Annotated in this window: 19 protein-coding genes and 1 rRNA gene; 13 read left to right on the plus strand and 7 right to left on the minus strand. The window is 58.9% G+C overall.

The genetic code is table 11. The features are described from left to right. Positions 1-2: 2 nt before the first annotated feature. Both rrf and Q9290_RS06865 read left to right on the plus strand, forming a co-directional pair. A 5S ribosomal RNA gene (gene rrf, locus Q9290_RS06860) occupies positions 3-117 on the plus strand. A gap of 253 nt (positions 118-370) precedes the next feature. After that, the gene (locus Q9290_RS06865) at positions 371-1,750 is read left to right on the plus strand and encodes a PhoH family protein (RefSeq protein WP_306078900.1); all 1,380 of its coding nucleotides are present in this window, start codon (positions 371-373) and stop codon (positions 1,748-1,750) included. A 29-nt stretch (positions 1,751-1,779) separates the two neighbouring features. Here the strand turns inward: Q9290_RS06865 and thiQ are convergent, their stop codons facing one another. From thiQ to thiB, 3 genes are read right to left on the minus strand one after another with little or no spacing between them, the layout of a single operon-like run. Further along, complete coding sequence (gene thiQ / locus Q9290_RS06870; RefSeq protein ID WP_306078901.1) at positions 1,780-2,475, minus strand: thiamine ABC transporter ATP-binding protein; 696 nt, start codon at positions 2,473-2,475, stop codon at positions 1,780-1,782. Then, positions 2,459-4,057, minus strand: a complete 1,599-nt coding sequence (gene thiP, locus Q9290_RS06875) for a thiamine/thiamine pyrophosphate ABC transporter permease (protein WP_306078902.1) — start codon at positions 4,055-4,057, stop codon at positions 2,459-2,461. Before thiP ends, thiQ begins: the two co-directional genes overlap by 17 nt. Continuing rightward, positions 4,057-5,028 carry a thiamine ABC transporter substrate binding subunit gene (gene thiB / locus Q9290_RS06880; RefSeq protein ID WP_306079161.1) on the minus strand — a complete coding sequence of 324 codons (972 nt, stop codon included), beginning with the start codon at positions 5,026-5,028 and terminating at the stop codon, positions 4,057-4,059. The genes thiP and thiB overlap by 1 nt, the downstream gene beginning before the upstream one ends. 144 nt (positions 5,029-5,172) lie before the next feature. Between thiB and Q9290_RS06885 the strand changes: the two genes are divergently transcribed. Continuing rightward, positions 5,173-5,463, plus strand: a complete 291-nt coding sequence (locus tag Q9290_RS06885) for a PilZ domain-containing protein (RefSeq protein ID WP_306078903.1) — start codon at positions 5,173-5,175, stop codon at positions 5,461-5,463. Between the two features lie 58 nt (positions 5,464-5,521). Here the strand turns inward: Q9290_RS06885 and leuD are convergent, their stop codons facing one another. The 4 genes from leuD to leuA are packed head-to-tail and all read right to left on the minus strand — an operon-like array spanning position 5,522 to position 10,197. Continuing rightward, positions 5,522-6,121 carry a 3-isopropylmalate dehydratase small subunit gene (gene leuD / locus Q9290_RS06890; protein WP_306078904.1) on the minus strand — a complete coding sequence of 200 codons (600 nt, stop codon included), beginning with the start codon at positions 6,119-6,121 and terminating at the stop codon, positions 5,522-5,524. 10 nt (positions 6,122-6,131) lie between these two features. Then, positions 6,132-7,529 carry a 3-isopropylmalate dehydratase large subunit gene (gene leuC / locus Q9290_RS06895; protein WP_306078905.1) on the minus strand — a complete coding sequence of 466 codons (1,398 nt, stop codon included), beginning with the start codon at positions 7,527-7,529 and terminating at the stop codon, positions 6,132-6,134. After that, positions 7,529-8,629: a 3-isopropylmalate dehydrogenase gene (leuB, locus tag Q9290_RS06900; protein ID WP_306078906.1), complete on the minus strand. Its 1,101-nt coding sequence runs from the start codon at positions 8,627-8,629 to the stop codon at positions 7,529-7,531. The genes leuC and leuB overlap by 1 nt, the downstream gene beginning before the upstream one ends. 2 nt (positions 8,630-8,631) lie before the next feature. Then, the gene (gene leuA / locus Q9290_RS06905) at positions 8,632-10,197 is read right to left on the minus strand and encodes a 2-isopropylmalate synthase (RefSeq protein WP_306078907.1); all 1,566 of its coding nucleotides are present in this window, start codon (positions 10,195-10,197) and stop codon (positions 8,632-8,634) included. Between the two features lie 716 nt (positions 10,198-10,913). Between leuA and Q9290_RS06910 the strand changes: the two genes are divergently transcribed. The 10 genes from Q9290_RS06910 (at position 10,914) to fusA (ending at position 18,766) form a co-directional block, all read left to right on the plus strand. Then, on the plus strand, positions 10,914-12,632 hold the full coding sequence (locus Q9290_RS06910; RefSeq protein ID WP_306078908.1) for an acetolactate synthase 3 large subunit: 1,719 nt from the start codon (positions 10,914-10,916) through the stop codon (positions 12,630-12,632). Further along, positions 12,632-13,126, plus strand: coding sequence for an acetolactate synthase small subunit (gene ilvN / locus Q9290_RS06915; protein WP_306078909.1), 495 nt, complete (start codon positions 12,632-12,634; stop codon positions 13,124-13,126). The genes Q9290_RS06910 and ilvN overlap by 1 nt, the downstream gene beginning before the upstream one ends. 188 nt (positions 13,127-13,314) lie before the next feature. Next, on the plus strand, positions 13,315-14,010 hold the full coding sequence (locus Q9290_RS06920) for a helix-turn-helix transcriptional regulator (RefSeq protein ID WP_306078910.1): 696 nt from the start codon (positions 13,315-13,317) through the stop codon (positions 14,008-14,010). Beyond that, a complete protein-coding gene (locus tag Q9290_RS06925; protein ID WP_014293660.1) occupies positions 14,007-14,390 on the plus strand; it encodes a RidA family protein in 384 nt (127 codons plus the stop codon). Before Q9290_RS06920 ends, Q9290_RS06925 begins: the two co-directional genes overlap by 4 nt. A gap of 51 nt (positions 14,391-14,441) precedes the next feature. Continuing rightward, positions 14,442-14,843 (plus strand): sulfurtransferase complex subunit TusD, encoded by a 402-nt coding sequence (tusD, locus tag Q9290_RS06930; RefSeq protein WP_306078911.1) that lies wholly within the window; start codon positions 14,442-14,444, stop codon positions 14,841-14,843. Continuing rightward, on the plus strand, positions 14,843-15,199 hold the full coding sequence (gene tusC / locus Q9290_RS06935) for a sulfurtransferase complex subunit TusC (RefSeq protein WP_306078912.1): 357 nt from the start codon (positions 14,843-14,845) through the stop codon (positions 15,197-15,199). Before tusD ends, tusC begins: the two co-directional genes overlap by 1 nt. A 6-nt stretch (positions 15,200-15,205) precedes the next feature. Next, positions 15,206-15,490, plus strand: a complete 285-nt coding sequence (gene tusB / locus Q9290_RS06940; protein ID WP_306078913.1) for a sulfurtransferase complex subunit TusB — start codon at positions 15,206-15,208, stop codon at positions 15,488-15,490. A gap of 171 nt (positions 15,491-15,661) precedes the next feature. Continuing rightward, complete coding sequence (rpsL, locus tag Q9290_RS06945; protein ID WP_014293656.1) at positions 15,662-16,036, plus strand: 30S ribosomal protein S12; 375 nt, start codon at positions 15,662-15,664, stop codon at positions 16,034-16,036. 84 nt (positions 16,037-16,120) lie between these two features. Then, the gene (gene rpsG, locus Q9290_RS06950) at positions 16,121-16,591 is read left to right on the plus strand and encodes a 30S ribosomal protein S7 (RefSeq protein WP_306078914.1); all 471 of its coding nucleotides are present in this window, start codon (positions 16,121-16,123) and stop codon (positions 16,589-16,591) included. 75 nt (positions 16,592-16,666) lie between these two features. Further along, complete coding sequence (fusA, locus tag Q9290_RS06955) at positions 16,667-18,766, plus strand: elongation factor G (RefSeq protein WP_306078915.1); 2,100 nt, start codon at positions 16,667-16,669, stop codon at positions 18,764-18,766. The last annotated feature ends 14 nt before the right edge of the window (positions 18,767-18,780 follow it).

The raw sequence follows: 18,780 nt of genomic DNA on the forward strand, positions 1-18,780 counted from the left end.
TGCCTGGCGGCCATAGCGTTGTGGAACCACCTGATTCCATGCCGAACTCAGCAGTGAAACGCAACCGCGCCGATGATAGTGTGGCAGCTGCCATGTGAAAGTAGGTCACTGCCAGGCACCCAAACCCGAAAAGCCCGATACTCATGTATCGGGCTTTTTTCGTGTTTGTCGCTTTTGTGTTTCGAGTCACACTGAGAATCACGGTATTTCAGGAAACGGCTGATTTATGGCCAGTTGCTATACAGGTTCGTGAGCGGGGCTTGCCCATGGAAGAAAAAAGGCATAGCGTTAAATCGTAATAAAGCTGTCACGGCCCGATGCTTTAACTGGGCCATGACCATGACAAGGGCTCAGCCCGGGGAGCACGCCTATGGACGGCTACGACCGCAAACGCTTTATTCTCGACACTAATGTGCTGTTGCACGAACCTCTCTCCATCTATTCCTTCAAGGAGCACGACGTCGTCATTCCCATGACGGTGCTGGAAGAACTCGATCGCATCAAGGACCGACAGAAGGATGTCAGCCGGGACGCGCGGGTGGCCATTCGCACCCTGGAGGATATTTTCCACGATGCCACACCTGAAGAGATCATTGCCGGTGTGCCACTGGGACTGAAAGACGACGAGGCCTCGGGCCGTATTGCCATTATCTCGGATCGTCACCTGCCGGAAGGCTATGCGGTGTTCACCGATGACGAGGCCGATAACCGTATTATCAACACCGCCCTCTACCTGCAAAAACACCAGGGGGGCGGCAAGGCGGTACTGGTCACCAAGGACATCAACATGCGGCTCAAGGCCAAGGGCGCGGGCCTGGAGCATGTGGAAGATTACCGCTCAGATCAGCTGGTGGATGATATTCGCTTGCTGGCCAAGGGTTTCTGCCATGTTGAAAACTGCTTCTGGGACCGGGTGGGCGAGTGCGAAAGTGAAACCCACGGCCGCGAAGTTATTCACACCGTCTCGGAAGAATTGCTGCCGGGGGCCCATATCAACCAGTATCTGATCGATGATACCGATGACTTTGCCGGCCGGGTGCTCGACAAGGAAAATGGGCATCTTCGTTTTGTGGATCTCGGCCGGGAACGCATGATGGGACGCAAGGCCTGGGGGATTCAGCCCAAGAATATCTATCAGGCCATGGCACTGGATGCGTTGCTGGATCCCCATATCGACATGGTGATCCTGACCGGCCCGGCGGGCTGTGGTAAAACCCTGCTGGCCATGGCATCGGCACTGGAAATGACCATCGAAAAAGGTATTTATGACAGAGTTATCGTGACGCGTAACACGCCGGAAATCGCCGAGAGCATCGGTTTTCTGCCCGGCTCGGAAGAGGAAAAAATGGCGCCCTGGCTGGCGGCCATTACCGATACCCTGGAAGTACTGCACAAGCAGGACGAATGCATGGACGGTTCGCTCAGCTACATCATGGGCAAGGCCAACATTCAGTTCAAATCGGTCAATTTTATGCGTGGCCGCAGCATTCAGAACACCTTTGTGCTGCTGGACGAGTGCCAGAACCTGACCGCGTCCCAGCTCAAGACCATCATCACCCGCTGCGGTGAAGGTACCAAGCTGGTGTGCTCGGGTAACCTAGCACAGATTGACTCCAATTACCTCACCCCGGTGACCTCCGGGCTGACCTACATCGTAGAGCGCTTCAAGGATTTTGAAGGCAGCGCCAATATTTACCTGAATGGCGTCATGCGCAGCCGGCTGGCATCCTTTGCCGAGGAAAATCTGTGAAAAAGTGAGGGGGTGAATGGCTCACCCCCTCACTGCCCAAGATAAGCCTTCAACTCACTGGTTCGGGGGCCCGACAGCAGCGCCCCGTCGCCCTGCTCAAGGATCCGGCCATCATGTACATAGGCAATCCGGTCGGCGACCTGTGCTGCTTCTTCCGGATGATGGGTCACCAGCAGTACGACTAATTGCCACTTGTCAGTTAGCTCCCGCAACAGCTGTAGCAATTCAAAGCGCAACGCCGGGTCCAATGCGGAAAAGGGTTCATCCAGCAGCAATACCGGGCGGTTGCGAACCAGACAGCGGGCCAGTCCCACCCGTTGTTGCTGCCCCCCCGACAGCTGCGCCGGCTTGCGCTCCAGCAGGGTATCGATGCCCAACTGGCTGGCTACCTGTTGTACCTGTCGTTTCTGGGCGTCGTTCAGCCTCAGCCCCGAATTCAGGCCAATGGCGATATTCTGGTACACGCTCATATGCCAGAACAGGTTATTGTCCTGAAACAGGGTGGTGATGGGCCGTTCTGCAGGGGACAGGGGCAGCAGGTTTGCTTCGCCCAGCGCCAGGCTGCCCGAGTCGGTTTTGGCAAAGCCCCCAATCATCGCCAGCAGGGTAGACTTGCCGGCGCCGCTGGGGCCGATCAGCGCCGTGATGGTGCCCGGAGCGGCGCTTAGCGAGAAGCACTGTTTTTGCTCCGGATAGTGAGCCGTCAGGTTAGTCAGTGTGAGCATTCCGGCCTCCCAGTACGCGCTCAATCAACAGGAACAGCGCCAGGTTCAGCACCAGCAGCACCAGAGCGGTAGCGGCGGCTTGCGTCATCTGGTAGCTGCCCAGCTGCTGGTAGAGTAGCCAGGGCAGGGTCTGCAACTGTTGACTGCCAAACAGCGCAATGGCGTTTAAATCACCCAGTGACAACATCATCGCCAGGGCCAGTGCCAGCGCGAGGGGTTGGCGCAACAGCGGCCACTCCACCAGCCAAAGACGGTTGAGGGCACGTATGTTCAGGCTGTCACACAGCCGGTCGTAGCGCTGGGCCACTCGCTCCATGGGATGTTGCAGGGTACGCAGGCCATAGGGCATGGCCATCAGGGCATTGACCAGAACCACCAGTAAGGGGCCAAGGGCAAACACATCGGCCACGCCACGCAGCAAAATAAACAGGCCGGTGGACAGTACCACGGCGGGCAGCACCAGAATGGTGGAGCCGCTGGCTTCCAGTATGCTGGCCAGCCGTGAGCGATCCTGTCTGAGTCGCAGATGCCGGCTGGTTACCAGCAGTCCGGTGGTCAGCATTACCGACAGCAGGCCGGCGCAGACGGCAATGGCCATCGACTGCCCAAGGGCCGACCACAGCTGCTGTGAAGCCAGTGCCGGTAGTAGTTGTGGATTGATTCCGGCGGTCACAATGGCCAGCAGCGGTGGCAGAAATATGCTCAGCGCCAGTGTCATCACCAGGGTGTCGGTCAGCCGGGTACGCCACCAGAGGGAGTCATGACGCAGGCAGGGTAATTGCCGTTCTCCCCGGTATTCGGGCGCTTTACTGACGCGGTATTGCAGCAGCAGGAAAGCGCTGCAGAACACCAGTTGCAGCAGGGCCAGGCTGCCCGCCAGGGGCAGGTCGAAGTCATACCGCAGGGCCTGGTAGATGGCCACTTCCAGGGTGGTGGATTTGGGGCCGCCACCCAAGGCCATGACGGTGGCGAAGCTGGTAAAGCACAGCATGAAAATGAGGCTGGCCAGCCCCGGAAGGGGGCCGCGTACCGCCGGCCAGATCAGCCAGCGAAACAGTTGCCTGCTGTTAAAGCCGAGCTGACTGGCCAGTCGCCACTGGCTGGCGGGAATGGCTTCCATGCTCTGCAGCAAAATACGCGCCGCCAGCGGCATGTTGAAAAACACATGGGCCAGCAAAATGCCGGTCAGGCCATAGAGATAGCTGACCGGCTCAAAGCCAAGCAGGGTCAGCAGTCCGTTACTCCAGCCCTGGCGACCATGCACCGCCACCAGCCCGAACACCACCAGGATCACCGGAAGTACCAGGGTCAGGCCGAACAGCCTTAGCAGCAGGGTTCGGCCGGGAAAGCGTCGGCGCGACAGGGCCTGAGCCAGAGGCAGGGCCAGACCCAGGCTGAGCAGGGTAGACAGCGCCGCCTGGTAAAAACTGAACCAGACCACATGGCGCAGATAAGGGTCGGCAAACACCTGTGCCGCATCGCTGCCGCCCTGAAGCAGCAGCGCGGTAATGGGGGCGGCGGTGAGCAAAAGAATGGCGCCAGTGCTGATTAAGCCTGGCAGCCACCATAAACGTACCGGCATCAGCGGGTGGTGGCGGCAAGCCACTCGCGCAGCCATTGCTTGCGCTGGCTCGCCATTTCCTCGGCGGTAAAGCTTAACGACCCGCTCGGGGTGACCAGCTCGTCAAAGCCGGCGGGCAGTTCGGCATCAATGACCGGATACATCCAGTTACCGGCGGGAATATGCTGCTGGAAACCGGGCGTGGTCATGAATTGCATAAAGCGGTCGGCCAGTTCGGGTTGCGTTGAGCCTTTCACTTTGCCGGCCACTTCCACCTGCAGATAATGACCTTCGTCAAAGGCGGCGGCCCGATACTGGTGCTGCTGCTCCGCCTCGATGTGATAGGCGGGGGAGGTGGTGTAAGACAGCACCATGTCGGCTTCGCCCTTGAGGAACATGCCGTAGGACTCGCTCCAGCCCTTGGTTACCGAGATGGTGCGGCCGGCCAGGTTTTGCCAGACCTCGGGAGCTTGGTCGCCGTACAGCTTCTGTACCCACAGCAGCAGGCCCTGCCCCGGAGTACTGGTGCGGGGGTCCTGATACAGCAGGGTCAGCTCGGGTCGCGCGAGCAGTTCGGCAAAGCTGGTTGGCGGCTTGGCCAGCTTATCGGCATTGTAGATAAAGGCGAAATAGCCGTAATCAAAGGGCAGGAAATTGGGGTTGTTCCAGCCGCCGGGCAGGGTCAGTCCCTCGGGCGTCAGGCCATGAGGTTCAATCAAGCCGGTGTCTGTGGCCGCCTGCAGCAGGTTGTTGTCGAGCCCCAGCACGATGTCGGCTTTGGTGTTGTCCCCTTCCAGCCGCAGCCGGTTAAGAATGGAGACACCGTCGTCCAGTGCGACCCACTGCAAATCGCAGTCGCATTCGGCTTCAAAGCTTTTCTCAATGGCTGGCCCGGGCCCCCAGTCGGATGCAAATGAGCTATAGGTATAGATGGTAAGCGTCGGTGTCTGCGCCGCCAGCGGTGTACTGGCTGCCAGCAGCAAGGCAAGCAGAGTCTTTTTCACGGGCCACTCCCTGGTTGAGTTTTCGCATCGGGGTGACACGCTGCTTTTGCCGGCGATCCCGATTGCAATGGGGTAAGGGCGCTATTGTAGGAAGATTTATCCTGTGAAACCAGCCATTGAAAGGATGAGCCCATGTTATCTGCCAACAAGGAGCAGCGGCTGTTCAGCCGCATTCAAATCAACGCCACCGTGATCCTTGCGACCACCAGCGAACGTGTTCAGGGAACCTGCCTTAACCTCAGCCCGGAAGGCATGCTGATGGAAGTGGAGTGCGGTCGTTGCCAGCCGGGACAGCAGTGGCAGCTGGTATTGCCCTCGGCCGGCGAGCGGGTGCCTCCGCTCAAGGCCATGGCCCAGGTGCTGAGGGTGGAAGAAGGCGTCACCAGCGATCTGGTGGCGGTGTTTCTGGAAGAGGTGCACTGACCCGCTGCACCAATAAAAACGCCGGCATCATGCCGGCGTTTTGAAGCAGGGGCAGGCGTTACAGCCAGGCCGGCTGCTTGGCCTCATAGGCATCAATCTGATCTGCGTGCTGCAGAGTCAGACCGATGTTGTCGAGGCCGTTGAGCAGGCAGTAGCGACGGAACTCGTCGATTTCGAAGGGGAAGGCGTGCTCGCCGGCGCGTACTTCACAGGCTTCCAGATCAACGGTGATCTCGGCGCCCTTGCTGGCCGCCACATGCTGGAACAGGGCGTCAACCTGCGCTTCGGTCAGGCGTACCGGCACCATGCCGTTGTTGATGGCATTGCCATAGAAGATATCGGCAAAGCTCGGCGCTATCACCGCCTGCAGGCCGAAGTCGGCCAGGGCCCAGGGGGCGTGCTCACGGCTGGAGCCACAACCGAAATTTTCCCGGGCCAGCAGGATCACGGCCTGATCGTAAGGTGCCTGGTTGAGCACGAACTCCGGGTTCGGCTGCTCGCCGGCGTCATCCAGAAAGCGCCAGTCGTGAAACAGGTGCTTGCCAAAACCGGACCGGGTCACCTTTTGCAGAAACTGCTTCGGAATGATCTGATCGGTGTCTACGTTGGCCGCATCCAGGGGGGCGGCGATACCGGTTAATTGCTTGAATCCGCTCATGTTATTCCCCTTATAAATCCCGAATGTCGACAAAGTGACCGAACACGGCGGCGGCGGCGGCCATGGCCGGGCTCACCAGATGGGTGCGGCCACCCCGGCCCTGACGGCCTTCAAAGTTGCGGTTGCTGGTGGCGGCACAACGCTCGCCCGGCTGCAGCCGGTCGTTGTTCATGGCCAGACACATGGAGCAACCGGGCAGGCGCCATTCAAAGCCGGCTTCGATAAAGATCTTGTCCAGACCTTCGGCTTCCGCCTGGGCTTTCACCTGCTGCGAGCCGGGTACCACCAAGGCCTGAACCCCGGCGGCCACCTGACGCCCCTGAGCGATGGCGGCAGCGGCGCGCAGATCTTCGATGCGGCTGTTGGTACAGGAGCCGATGAATACTTTGTCTACCTTGACGTCGGTCAGCTTGCCACCGGCGGGAATATCCATGTACTGCAGCGCCTTGACGGCAGACTGACGCTCAACGGCGTCGTCAAAGTCTTCCGGGGCGGGAATGGTACCGTTCACCGGCATTACCTGGCCCGGGTTGGTGCCCCAGGTTACCTGCGGCGCAATGTCGGCGCCGTCGAGCTCAACCACAGCGTCAAACTCGGCGCCTTCGTCGGACTTGAGGGTCTGCCAGTAAGCCACGGCGGCATCCCACTGCTCGCCTTCGGGAGCGAACGGCTTGTCTTTGAGGTAGTCAAAGGTGGTCTGGTCGGGAGCGATAAGGCCGGCCTTGGCACCCAGCTCGATGGCCATGTTACAGATGGTCATGCGTGCTTCCATGGAGAGCGCCTCGATGGCGCTGCCACAGAATTCCACCACATAACCGGTGCCGCCGGCGTGGCCGACTTCACCGATAATGGCCAGCACCACGTCCTTGGCGCTGATGCCCGGGTTGAGTTTGCCGTTGACCTGGATTTTCATGGTCCTGGCCCGGCCCTGCTTCAGGGTCTGAGTGGCCATGACGTGCTCTACCTCTGAGGTACCGATACCGAACGCCAGGGCGCCAAAGGCACCGTGGGTGGCGGTATGGGAGTCACCACAGACGATGGTTGTGCCGGGCAGGGTCAGACCCAGCTCCGGGCCGATCACGTGCACTATGCCCTGGTACTTGTGGTGCAGGTCGTACAGGGGCACGCCGAACTCTTCACAGTTTTTAGCCAGGGTTTCCATCTGGATGCGGGCCATTTCACCGGAAGCGGCGATGTCGTTGGTTTCGGTGGACACGTTGTGGTCCATGGTCGCCCAGGTGCGGTCGGGGCGGCGCAGCTTGCGGCCCTTTTCACGCAGGCCGTCAAAGGCCTGGGGCGAGGTCACTTCGTGCACCAGGTGACGGTCGATGTACAGCAGCGGGGTTTCACCGGCTTCGTTACGCACCAGGTGGGCGTCAAATACTTTCTGATAGAGGGTCTTGGCCATTAGTTTGCTCTCCGGATGCGGGATACGATCTGCTCACCCATTTGACTGGTGGACTGCACCGGATGTTCAGCCTTGTCGCTGTACAGGTCGCCGGTGAAGTAGCCGGCGGCCAGGGTTTCGGCCACGGCACGCTCAATGGCCTGGGCCGCTTCTTCCTGCTTGAAGCTGTAACGCAGCATCAGGGCGGCGGACAAAATCTGGGCGATGGGGTTGGCAATGCCCTGACCGGCGATGTCCGGGGCGGAGCCACCGGCCGGCTCGTACAGGCCAAAGCCCTTGTCGTTCAGGCTGACGGAGGGCAGCAGGCCCATGGAGCCGGTGATCATTGCCATTTCGTCGGAGACGATATCGCCGAACAGGTTGGAGCACAGCAGCACGTCGAACTGAGACGGATCCTTAATGAGCTGCATGGTGGCGTTGTCGATGTAAATGTGGTTCAGGGTCACGTCCGGGTAATCCCTGGCAACTTCGGTCACCACTTCGCGCCACAGAATGGAGGCCTGCAGGACGTTGGCCTTGTCGACGGAGGTCACCACGCCACGGCGGCCCTGCGCCGCTTCGAATGCCAGCCGGGCGATGCGCTCGATTTCATAGCGGTGATACACCTCGGTATCAAAGGCTTTTTCTTCCGGGCCTGAACCCTCACGGCCCTTGGGCTGACCGAAGTAGATGCCGCCGGTCAGCTCGCGCATGCACACTATGTCAAAGCCACGGGCGCTGATGTCGGCGCGCAGCGGCGAGAAGCCTTCCAGGCCCTGATAAATCTTGGCCGGACGCATATTGCAGAACAGCTTGAAATGACCGCGCAGGGGCAGCAGGGCACCGCGCTCGGGCTGCTCGTTGGGGGGCAGGTTTTCCCACTTGGGACCACCTACCGAACCGAACAGCACGGCATCGGCGGCTTCACAGCCGGCCAGGGTGCTGGCGGGCAGGGGGCTGCCGTGATTGTCGATGGCGATGCCGCCCACATCATGATGGCTGTAGTCCAGCTGCAGGCCGAACTCGGCCTGCACTTTATCCAGCACACGAATGGCCTCGGCCATCACTTCCGGGCCAATGCCGTCACCCGGCAATACCGCGACCTTGTAGCTTGCGCTCATGTTCACACTGTCTCCATACGTATTTTTTTCTGAATTTCTTCTTTCTTTTCCGCGACCTGCTCGGCCCGGTAAATGCAGTTAATCACGTGAATCAATGCCTGGGCAGACGACTCGACGATGTCGGTGGCCAGACCCATGCCGTGGAACTTGCGGCCCTTGTATTCGGCCACTATGTCCACCTGACCCAGCGCATCCTTGCCTTCGCCCTTGCTCTGCAGCTCATACTTGTCGATGCGAATGTCATAGCCGGTGACCCGGTTGATGCACTGATAGACAGAATCGACCGGACCATTGCCGACGGCGGCCTCGTTGACCACGTCACCACCCACTTCCATGCGCACACTGGCGGTGGACATGACGTTGCTGCCGGACTGCACGCTCAGATACTTGAGTTTGTACTGCTCTGGCTCTTCGTGGATCTGGCTGAAAAACACCAGGGCTTCCAGGTCGTAGTCGAATACCTGGCCCTTGCGATCGGCCAGCGCCAGGAAGCTGTTGTAGAGGGTGTCGAGATCATAGTCCTGCTCGGTGTAGCCCATCTCGGCCATGCGATGCTTGATCACGTGGCGGCCGGAGCGGGACGTCAGGTTGAGCTGGTTCTTGGGCAGACCAATACTTTCGGGAGTGATGATCTCGTAGGTGTTCTTGTTTTTGAGCACGCCGTCCTGGTGAATGCCGGAGGAGTGGGAAAAGGCATTGGCACCCACAATGGCCTTGTTGGGCTGTACCGGCATATTGCACAGGTTACGTACCAGCTGGCTGGTGCGGTAGATTTCCTGGTGGTTGATGTTGGTGTGCACCCCGAGCAGCTCGCCCCGGGTCTTCATGATCATGGCCACTTCTTCCAGCGAGCAGTTGCCGGCCCGCTCACCGATGCCATTGATGGTGCATTCGATCTGACGCGCACCTGCCTGTACGGCGGCGATGGAGTTGGCCACCGACATGCCGAGGTCGTCATGGCAGTGCACGGAAATCACCGCTTCATGAATGTTGGGCACCCGCTCAAACAGGGTCTGAATAATGCCGCCAAACTCGCTGGGCACGGTGTAGCCCACGGTATCAGGAATATTCACGGTGCGGGCACCGGCCTTGATCACGGCTTCCACCATGCGGCACAGGTTGTCGATGGGAGTGCGACCGGCATCTTCGCAGGAGAACTCTACATCGTCGGTATAGCCCCGGGCGTGCTTGACAGCCGCCACGCTCATTTCCACCACAGAGTCGAAGTCCTTGCGCAGCTTGCTCTGCACATGAATGTCGGAGGTGGAGATAAAGGTGTGAATACGGAACTGATCCGCCACCCGCAGGGCCTCGCCGGCGGCGTCGATATCGGCCTTGAGGGCGCGGGACAGGGCACAGACCCGGCTGTTCTTGATATGGCGGGCAATGGTCTGCACCGATTCAAAGTCGCCGGGTGAGGAAATGGGAAAGCCCACTTCCATCACGTCCACGCCGAGCCGTTCCAGAGCCTGGGCGATCTGCAGCTTTTCCTTGACGGTCAGGCTGGCGGAAAGCGCCTGTTCACCGTCCCGCAAGGTGGTATCGAATAAAATGACTTGGTTCGACATGTCGCTTTCCTCTGTGTATTCGTGCCGCCCGAGGCAGAATGAAAAAAACCCGTGCGGACGGCACGGGTTTTTAAGTGTGAAACTGTGTGAATGATAAATTCCAGCTACGCCTGACCCCGTGCGCTAAAGCACCTTGTTGGTTAGTAGTAGTAGCTGAATCTGCTTATGCATGGTCACTCACATCAGGAAAGAATCCGTTAACAACGCTATACAGATAACGATTAACGATGATGATGTCAACTTTAGCGACATTCACATTACAGGGTAAACCCTTTAAATATGAATGAAATAAAACAAGGTTGTGGTTTTTTATGCTGCCATTTAACTTTAAATTCTAGTGATGGTTCTGACCTTTGTTGATTTTGCATTGTTATTGTTTTGTTGTTGGTGAATGGCTGTTTTGCCGGTCACTTTGGTGAGGGTTTGAGCACTGGCGCCAGCACCTGCGTTTTATTGGCGCTGTCACGCTGAAGGCGGCCGTGGCAGGCTGTTTCGAGCGAAGCCAACGGATTTGTCAAAGCCCGTAGACAACGGATTTAAAGCAGGTTAAGGTGATTTTTCATCCTTTTTCTGCTTATCTTCAGCTTCGCTGTTGTAAGTTGTTGTTTTATAAATATAAAAAGTCGCTCCTTTTGTCATGTTGCCCGGCTGGCGGCCGTGCATCGCTGTACGAGAGAGTGGCAAGGTGAACGGAGCAGAGCCTGGAGGGCTTTACCATGGAGATGTTATCAGGCGCAGAAATGGTCGTGCGAGCGCTGGAGGACCAGGGGATTGATTACCTGTTTGGTTATCCCGGCGGCTCGGTACTGGACATCTATGATGCCTTGTTTGAAAACAGCAAAATAGAACACGTGCTGGTGCGCCACGAGCAGGCGGCCGTGCACATGGCCGATGGTTATTCCCGGGCCACCGGCAAGGTGGGTACCGTGCTGGTAACCTCGGGGCCGGGTGCGACCAACTGCATTACCGGTATTGCCACCGCCTACATGGATTCCATTCCCATGGTGGTGCTGTCCGGTCAGGTGCCGACCAACTACATTGGTGATGATGCCTTCCAGGAAACCGACATGATCGGTATTTCCCGCCCCATCGTGAAGCACAGCTTTCTGTGTAAAAAGGCGTCTGATATTCCGCTGGCCATTAAAAAGGCCTATTACATCGCGGCGTCCGGCCGTCCCGGACCGGTAGTGGTGGATCTGCCCAAGGACATTCAGAACCCGAAGGAAAAGCACCCTTATGTTTATCCGTCGTCGGTAGACATGCGTTCCTACAACCCCACCGGTGTGGGCCATAAGGGCCAGATCAAGAAAGCCATGAAGGCCCTGGCCGCGGCCAAGCGCCCGGTGATGTACGTGGGGGGCGGTGCCATTACCGCCGACGCCAGCGGCCTGGTGGTGCAACTGGCCGAGCAGTTCAACCTGCCGGTCACCAACACCCTGATGGGCCTGGGCGTGATGCCCGGCACGCACAAGCAGTTTGTGGGCATGTTGGGCATGCATGGTACCTATGAAGCCAACAAGACCATGCACAACTCGGATCTGATCCTGGCCATCGGCGCCCGCTTTGACGATCGGGTCACCAACAACGTGGCCAAGTTCTGCCCCCACGCCACCATAGTGCACGTGGACGTGGATCCGACCTCCATCTCCAAGACCATTCCGGCGCACATTCCCATTGTGGGCTCGGCCGACACCGTACTGGCCCAGATGCTGGAAGCCATTCGCGAGCTTGGGCTCAAGCCCGACCCCCAGGCGATGGACGACTGGTGGGTGCAGATCGAACAGTGGCGTGACCGCAAGTGCCTGAGCTACGAGAAAAGCGAGCAGTACATCAAGCCCCAGCAGGTGATGGAGGCGGTTTACCGCATCACCGAGGGCAAGGCCATCATCAGCTCCGATGTGGGCCAGCACCAGATGTTCGCCGCGCTTTACTATCCCTACGACAAGCCGCGCCAGTGGATCAACTCCGGTGGTCTGGGCACCATGGGCTTTGGCCTGCCCGCCGCCATGGGCGCCAAGCTGGGCTGCCCCGATGCGGTGTCGGTGTGCGTGACCGGCGACGGCTCCATTCAGATGAACATTCAGGAGCTCTCCACCTGTATGCAATACAACATACCGGTGAAGATCATCTCCATGAACAACAGTGCCCTGGGCATGGTGAAACAGTGGCAGAAGATGTTCTATGAAGGCCGCCAGAGCCATTCCTACATGGACTCACTGCCCGACTTCGTCAAGCTGGCCGAATCCTACGGTCACGTGGGCATGAAGGTCACCGAACCGGCCGAGCTGGACGCGGCCCTGGAGAAGTGTTTCTCCCTGACCGACAAGCTGGTGTTCATGGATATTCAGATCGATCCGGAAGAGCATGTTTACCCCATGCAAATCAAGACCGGAGCCATGGATGAAATGTGGTTGAGCAAAACGGAGCGAACCTGATGCGGCGTATTATTTCCCTGTTGCTGGAAAACGAGTCCGGTGCCCTGAGCCGGGTAGTAGGGCTGTTTTCCCAGCGGGCCTATAACATTGAAACCCTGACCGTGGCGCCCACCGAGGATCCCACCCTGTCCCGCATGACCATTGTTACCAATGGTGACGAGCGGGTGATCGAGCAGATCACCAAACAGCTCAACAAGCTGGTGGACGTGCTCAAGGTCAGCGACCTGACCGACGGCGATCATATCGAGCGGGAAATTGTACTGGTCAAGGTGCGTGCCGACGGCAGCAACCGCGACGAGGTCAAGCGTACCGCCGATATTTTCCGCGGTCAGATCGTGGATGTAACTCCGCATCTGTACACGGTGCAGCTGGTGGGCACCAGCGACAAGCTCGACGCCTTTATTGGCAACATGAGCGAGACCACCGAGGTGGTGGAAGTGGTGCGCAGTGGCGTGTGTGGCGTATCCCGGGGCGAAAAATCCCTGCGGGCCTGAGCCGTTCGCCTGTGAATAAAAAAAACCGCCTGCGGGCGGTTTTTTTGTGAGTGCGCTTTCGGCCTCACGCTTCGCTTCAAAAAAAGTTGACATTCATTACCAGCGATTGAAAATCAGAGCCAGACACAAGGGGGGTGAAGCCAGCAATGCCAACGGAAAGTGGGACGGCCCGTTCCGGGACGGCCCGTATGCTGAACACAACGGCCACGGAAACGGCAGCCAGCGCATCGCAGCACGATGCAGTGGCTTCCTGTGCCCAGCTGGTGGACGGCCTTGCCGCCCTCTATGGCCGGCACTGCGAGGTGGCGCTCTATCGCCTGGACCCGCCCGAGGGCATGGCGGAGCGTCTGGCCGGCGGCAACCGCCAGCCGGGGGCGGCCATGACCGATGCCGAGCAACGGCTGCTGGCCGAACTGCAACGCCGGGGCGAAGACAGGTTATGCCTGACCCACCAGCGCCTGGGGGCACCGGTGCGCAGTCTGGTGCAGGCGGTGCGCGGTGCTCATGGCGAGCTGGCCGGACTGTTGTGCCTGCATCTCGATCTGGGAGCGCCGCTGCATGAGCTGATGGCCGACCTGCTGCCGCCGGAAAACGAGCGGCCCCAGGCCTCGGCGGAAAATTTCAGTAACAACGTGGAAGAGCTGGTGACGCTCACGGTGGAGCGCACCATCGACGCCATCAATGCCGATCCCGATGTGGCCAACAACGCCAAGAACAAGCAGATCGTCACCACCCTGTTTGAAAAAGGCATCTTCGACATCAAGGACGCCATCGCCATGGTGTCGGACAAACTCAACATTTCCAAACACACTGTCTATCTCTATATCAGACAGAAAAAACGCGATGACGAAGCGTCATCGCCACATAACCAGGAGAACCCATGACTAAAACCGTAATCGCCACCGACCAGGCCCCCGCCGCCATCGGCCCCTATGTTCAGGCCACCCGCGTGGGCAACATGGTCTACACCTCCGGCCAGATCCCGCTGGATCCGTCTACCATGGACGTGGTGGAAGGCGGCATTGAAGCCCAGACCAAGCAGGTAATGGACAACCTGATGGCGGTACTGGCCGAAGCCGGCGCCGACGCCACCAGCGTGGTCAAGACCACCTGCTTCCTGTCCGACATGAACAACTTCCTGGCCTTCAACGAAGTGTACGCCAGCTACTTTGCCGCCGGTGCCCCGGCCCGCTCCTGCGTGGAAGTGGCCCGTCTGCCGAAAGACGTGCTGGTAGAAGTGGAAGCCATCGCCCTGGTGGAATAAACCTTGCCAAGAGCGGCCCCGGCCGCTCTTTTGCTTTTTGCGGACTTTTCCATGACCGACACTCCCCTGCGTTTTGCCCTGCTGGTGACCGGCCCCTGTTACGGTACTCAGGCCGCCGCCGATGCCTGGCGTTTTGCCAGCGCCGTGCTGGAACAGGGTCATGCCATCGACAGTGTGTTTTTCTATCAGGAAGGGGTGCATAACGGTAACCGCCTGGTACAGCCCGCCAGCGACGAATTCGACTTGCACCGGGCCTGGGTTACGCTTGCCGAACGCCATGACCTCACCCTGGACCTGTGCGTGGCAGCGGCGCTGCGCCGTGGCCTGTGCGACGACAAAGGGGCTGCGGAAGCGGGCCTGGACGGTGGCAACGTGGCCGCACCCTTTCGTCTGAGTGGCCTCGGTGCCCTGGCCCAGGCGGCCCTGACCGCCGATCGCGTGGTGCAATTCTGATGAACAAGGTTGCCTTTATATTCCGCACGCTGCCTCACGGCAGCGCCGCCGGCCGGGAAGGACTGGACGCGGTGCTGGCCACCTCGGCCCTGAGCGAGGAGCTGGCGGTATTTTTTATCGACGATGGCGTCTACCAGCTGAAAGCCGGTCAGGCACCGGCCGCCATTCATGGCCGTGACTATGCGCCCACCTTTGGCCTGCTGGAGCTTTACGATATCGAACGCGTCTATGTGTGTGCCGAATCCCTCGCTGAGCGTGGCCTGAGCCCGGCCGATTTGTGTATCGATGCCGACGTCTGTGATGCCGGCGAGCTGCGCCGTCTGCTGAGCGAACACGACGTTTGCCTGACCTTCTGAGGGCCTATGCTGCATACCGTTAAACATTCTCCCTTCGGTCACCACGGCCTCGAGCAGGCACTGCACCATATGCAGCCCGATGATCACCTGGTGCTGTGGCAGGACGGCGTGATTGCCGCTACCCTGCCGGCCTGGCAACCCCGGCTGCAGCCGTTGGCCGACGCTGGCCGGCTGCATGTGATGAGTGAAGACCTTGCTGCCCGCGGCCTTGAGCCCATTATGGGGAAAGTGCTGACCATGGCCGGCCTGGTTGAGCTGGTGGTGGAGCAGGGCAGTCCCACCGCCTGGTGATGGGCAAGCGGCCAGTGACGGGGGTGCACGCTGCAGACCGTAACTCTGCCATTGTCCGTACGAGTAACTGTATAAATCTTGACTTGCCTTCGGGGCAGGCATAGAATTTTGCGTCCCCGCTTTTGGGGATGGATTTTTTCAACTGTAGAACGACATTATCAGGAGCTGTTAATGGCAACTATTAACCAGCTGGTGCGCAAGCCTCGCCAACAAGCCGTTGCTAAGAGCAACGTGCCGGCGCTGGAAGCCTGCCCGCAAAAGCGCGGCGTGTGCACCCGTGTATACACCACCACTCCGAAGAAGCCGAACTCCGCACTGCGTAAGGTATGCCGTGTTCGTCTGACCAACGGTTTCGAAGTGAACTCCTACATCGGTGGTGAAGGCCACAACCTGCAGGAGCACTCCGTTGTTCTGATCCGCGGTGGTCGTGTTAAAGATCTTCCCGGTGTGCGTTACCACACCGTGCGCGGCGCGCTGGACACCTCCGGTGTTTCCGCCCGTCGTCAGGGCCGCTCCAAGTACGGCGCCAAGAAGCCCAAGGCTTAATGGTTCTCCGTTAAGTAAGGCCAAACATTTATTTTTTTAACCTGTTTTGTTTTGGGTTATTCCTGAAGTTACGGAGAGTTTGCAATGCCAAGACGTCGCGTAATCGGCCAGCGTAAAATCCTGCCGGATCCCAAGTTCGGATCCGAGCTGCTGGCAAAGTTTGTTAACGTAGTAATGGTAGACGGCAAGAAGTCTACCTCTGAAAAGATTGTTTACGGTGCCCTGGACATCGTTGCTGCCAAAAGCAGCAAAGAGCACCTGGCGCTGTTCGAAGAAGCCCTGGACAACGTTCGTCCTACTGTTGAAGTTAAATCCCGCCGGGTAGGTGGTTCCACCTATCAGGTGCCTGTTGAAGTACGCCCCGTGCGTCGCAACGCCCTGGCCATGCGTTGGCTGGTAGAAGCTGCGCGCAAGCGTGGCGAAAAATCCATGGCCCAGCGTCTGGCTGGCGAGCTGATGGATGCCTCTGAAAACAAAGGCTCTGCCGTGAAGAAGCGTGAAGACGTTCACCGCATGGCCGAAGCCAACAAGGCCTTCGCTCACTACCGCTGGTAATGAGAGCGGGCGCGGCGCATGCCGCGCCCCTTGTGGCTCACTAAGGACATTCGACCTTGGCAAGAGGATCTTATTGTGGCTCGTACAACTCCGATTGAGCGCTATCGTAATATCGGTATCAGCGCTCACATTGACGCCGGCAAGACCACCACCACCGAGCGCATCCTGTTCTACACCGGTGTAAGCCATAAACTGGGTGAAGTTCATGAGGGCGCTGCCACCATGGACTGGATGGAGCAGGAGCAGGAGCGTGGCATTACCATTACGTCCGCAGCAACTACCTGTTTCTGGGACGGCATGGATCACCAGTTTCCCCAGCACCGCATCAACATCATCGACACTCCCGGACACGTTGACTTCACCATTGAAGTAGAACGCTCCATGCGGGTGCTCGATGGTGCTGTTATGGTGTATTGCGCCGTGGGTGGTGTTCAGCCACAGTCCGAGACGGTATGGCGTCAGGCCAACAAGTACCACGTTCCCCGTATTGCCTTCGTCAACAAGATGGACCGTACCGGTGCCGACTTTCTGCGTGTGGTCGAGCAAATCAAGACCCGCCTGAAAGGCGTGCCCGTACCGGTGCAGCTGCCCATTGGTGCCGAAGAAGGCTTCAAGGGTGTGGTCGACCTGGTCAAAATGAAGGCCATCGACTGGAGTGACGAAGACAACGGCACCAGCTTTGAATATCACGATATTCCTGCAGACCTGCAGGAGCTGGCCGAGGAGTGGCACCAGAATCTGGTTGAAGCCGCCGCCGAAGCCAGTGAAGAGTTGATGGAAAAGTACCTGGATGAAGGCGAGCTGAGCGAGGAAGACATCAAGTCCGGCCTGCGCAGCCGTGTGCTCAGCAATGAGGTCATCCTGGTCACCTGTGGATCCGCGTTCAAGAACAAGGGTGTACAGGCCATGCTCGACGTGGTGTTGGAATACCTGCCGTCGCCGCTGGAAGTACCTGCCATTGCCGGTGTGAAGGAAGACGGCGAAACGCCTGATACCCGTCCCGCCGACGACGCGGCGCCCTTTGCGGCGCTGGCGTTCAAGATCGCCACCGATCCCTTTGTGGGCAACCTGACCTTCTTCCGCGTTTACTCCGGCGTCGTCAACACCGGCGATACCGTGGTGAACCCGGTCAAGGGCAAGCGTGAACGCATTGGCCGCATCGTACAGATGCACGCCAACAAGCGTGACGAGATCAAGTCCGTTTGCGCCGGCGATATTGCTGCCGCCATCGGCCTGAAAGACGTGACCACCGGTGACACCCTGTGTGCCCCGGACGCGCCGATCATTCTGGAGCGGATGGAATTTCCCGAGCCGGTGATCTCCATCGCGGTTGAGCCTAGAACCAAGGCCGACCAGGAGAAAATGGGCCTGGCCCTGGGCCGTCTGGCCCAGGAAGATCCCTCGTTCCGGGTCTGGACCGACGAAGAGTCCGGTCAGACCATTATCGCCGGCATGGGCGAACTGCACCTGGACATCATCGTGGACCGCATGAAGCGCGAGTTCAAGGTGGAGGCCAACGTGGGCAAGCCCCAGGTGGCGTTCCGCGAAACCATTCGTGGTTCTGTGGAGCAGGAAGGCAAGTTCGTGCGTCAGTCCGGTGGTCGTGGTCAGTTTGGTCATGTCTGGATCAGAATCGAGCCCCAGGAAGAGGGCGCCGGCTACACCTTCGTGAACGCCATTGTGGGCGGTGTGATTCCCAAGGAATACATCCCTGCCGTGGACAAGGGTATTCAGGAGCAGATGAAGCAGGGCGTGCTGGCGGGTTATCCCATCGAAGACCTCAAGGTCACCCTGTATGACGGCTCGTTCCACGATGTTGACTCTTCCGAAATGGCCTTTAAAATCGCCGGCTCCATGGCATTTAAAGAGGGTTTCATGAAATGTAACCCTGCGCTGTTGGAACCGCTGATGAAGGTGGAAGTGGAAACGCCGGAAGAGTACATGGGTGATGTGATCGGCGATGTAAACCGTCGCCGTGGCATCATTGAAGGCATGGAAGACGGCCCCAGTGGCAAGACTGTGCATGCCCTGGTTCCGCTGTCCGAAATGTTCGGTTACGCTACCGACCTGCGTTCTCAGACTCAGGGCCGTGCTTCCTACTCCATGGAGTTTGCCAAGTACGCCGAAGTGCCTGCGAACATGGCCGAGGCAGTGATTGCTGTCCGCCGAGGTTAATTAATCTTTGTTAA

This window comes from Oceanimonas aquatica (assembly GCF_030732065.1).
GTDB lineage: Bacteria > Pseudomonadota > Gammaproteobacteria > Enterobacterales > Aeromonadaceae > Oceanimonas.

What these genes read in the sequence shown, in the direction of transcription:
- Q9290_RS06865 (WP_306078900.1), top strand. Translation starts at nt 371, where the DNA reads ATGGACGGCTACGACCGCAAACGCTTTATTCTCGACACTAATGTGCTG.
- thiQ (WP_306078901.1), bottom strand. Translation starts at nt 2,475, where the DNA reads ATGCTCACACTGACTAACCTGACGGCTCACTATCCGGAGCAAAAACAG.
- thiP (WP_306078902.1), bottom strand. Translation starts at nt 4,057, where the DNA reads ATGCCGGTACGTTTATGGTGGCTGCCAGGCTTAATCAGCACTGGCGCC.
- Q9290_RS06885 (WP_306078903.1), top strand. Translation starts at nt 5,173, where the DNA reads ATGTTATCTGCCAACAAGGAGCAGCGGCTGTTCAGCCGCATTCAAATC.
- leuD (WP_306078904.1), bottom strand. Translation starts at nt 6,121, where the DNA reads ATGAGCGGATTCAAGCAATTAACCGGTATCGCCGCCCCCCTGGATGCG.
- leuC (WP_306078905.1), bottom strand. Translation starts at nt 7,529, where the DNA reads ATGGCCAAGACCCTCTATCAGAAAGTATTTGACGCCCACCTGGTGCGT.
- leuB (WP_306078906.1), bottom strand. Translation starts at nt 8,629, where the DNA reads ATGAGCGCAAGCTACAAGGTCGCGGTATTGCCGGGTGACGGCATTGGC.
- leuA (WP_306078907.1), bottom strand. Translation starts at nt 10,197, where the DNA reads ATGTCGAACCAAGTCATTTTATTCGATACCACCTTGCGGGACGGTGAA.
- Q9290_RS06910 (WP_306078908.1), top strand. Translation starts at nt 10,914, where the DNA reads ATGGAGATGTTATCAGGCGCAGAAATGGTCGTGCGAGCGCTGGAGGAC.
- ilvN (WP_306078909.1), top strand. Translation starts at nt 12,632, where the DNA reads ATGCGGCGTATTATTTCCCTGTTGCTGGAAAACGAGTCCGGTGCCCTG.
- Q9290_RS06920 (WP_306078910.1), top strand. Translation starts at nt 13,315, where the DNA reads ATGCTGAACACAACGGCCACGGAAACGGCAGCCAGCGCATCGCAGCAC.
- Q9290_RS06925 (WP_014293660.1), top strand. Translation starts at nt 14,007, where the DNA reads ATGACTAAAACCGTAATCGCCACCGACCAGGCCCCCGCCGCCATCGGC.
- tusD (WP_306078911.1), top strand. Translation starts at nt 14,442, where the DNA reads ATGACCGACACTCCCCTGCGTTTTGCCCTGCTGGTGACCGGCCCCTGT.
- tusC (WP_306078912.1), top strand. Translation starts at nt 14,843, where the DNA reads ATGAACAAGGTTGCCTTTATATTCCGCACGCTGCCTCACGGCAGCGCC.
- tusB (WP_306078913.1), top strand. Translation starts at nt 15,206, where the DNA reads ATGCTGCATACCGTTAAACATTCTCCCTTCGGTCACCACGGCCTCGAG.
- rpsL (WP_014293656.1), top strand. Translation starts at nt 15,662, where the DNA reads ATGGCAACTATTAACCAGCTGGTGCGCAAGCCTCGCCAACAAGCCGTT.
- rpsG (WP_306078914.1), top strand. Translation starts at nt 16,121, where the DNA reads ATGCCAAGACGTCGCGTAATCGGCCAGCGTAAAATCCTGCCGGATCCC.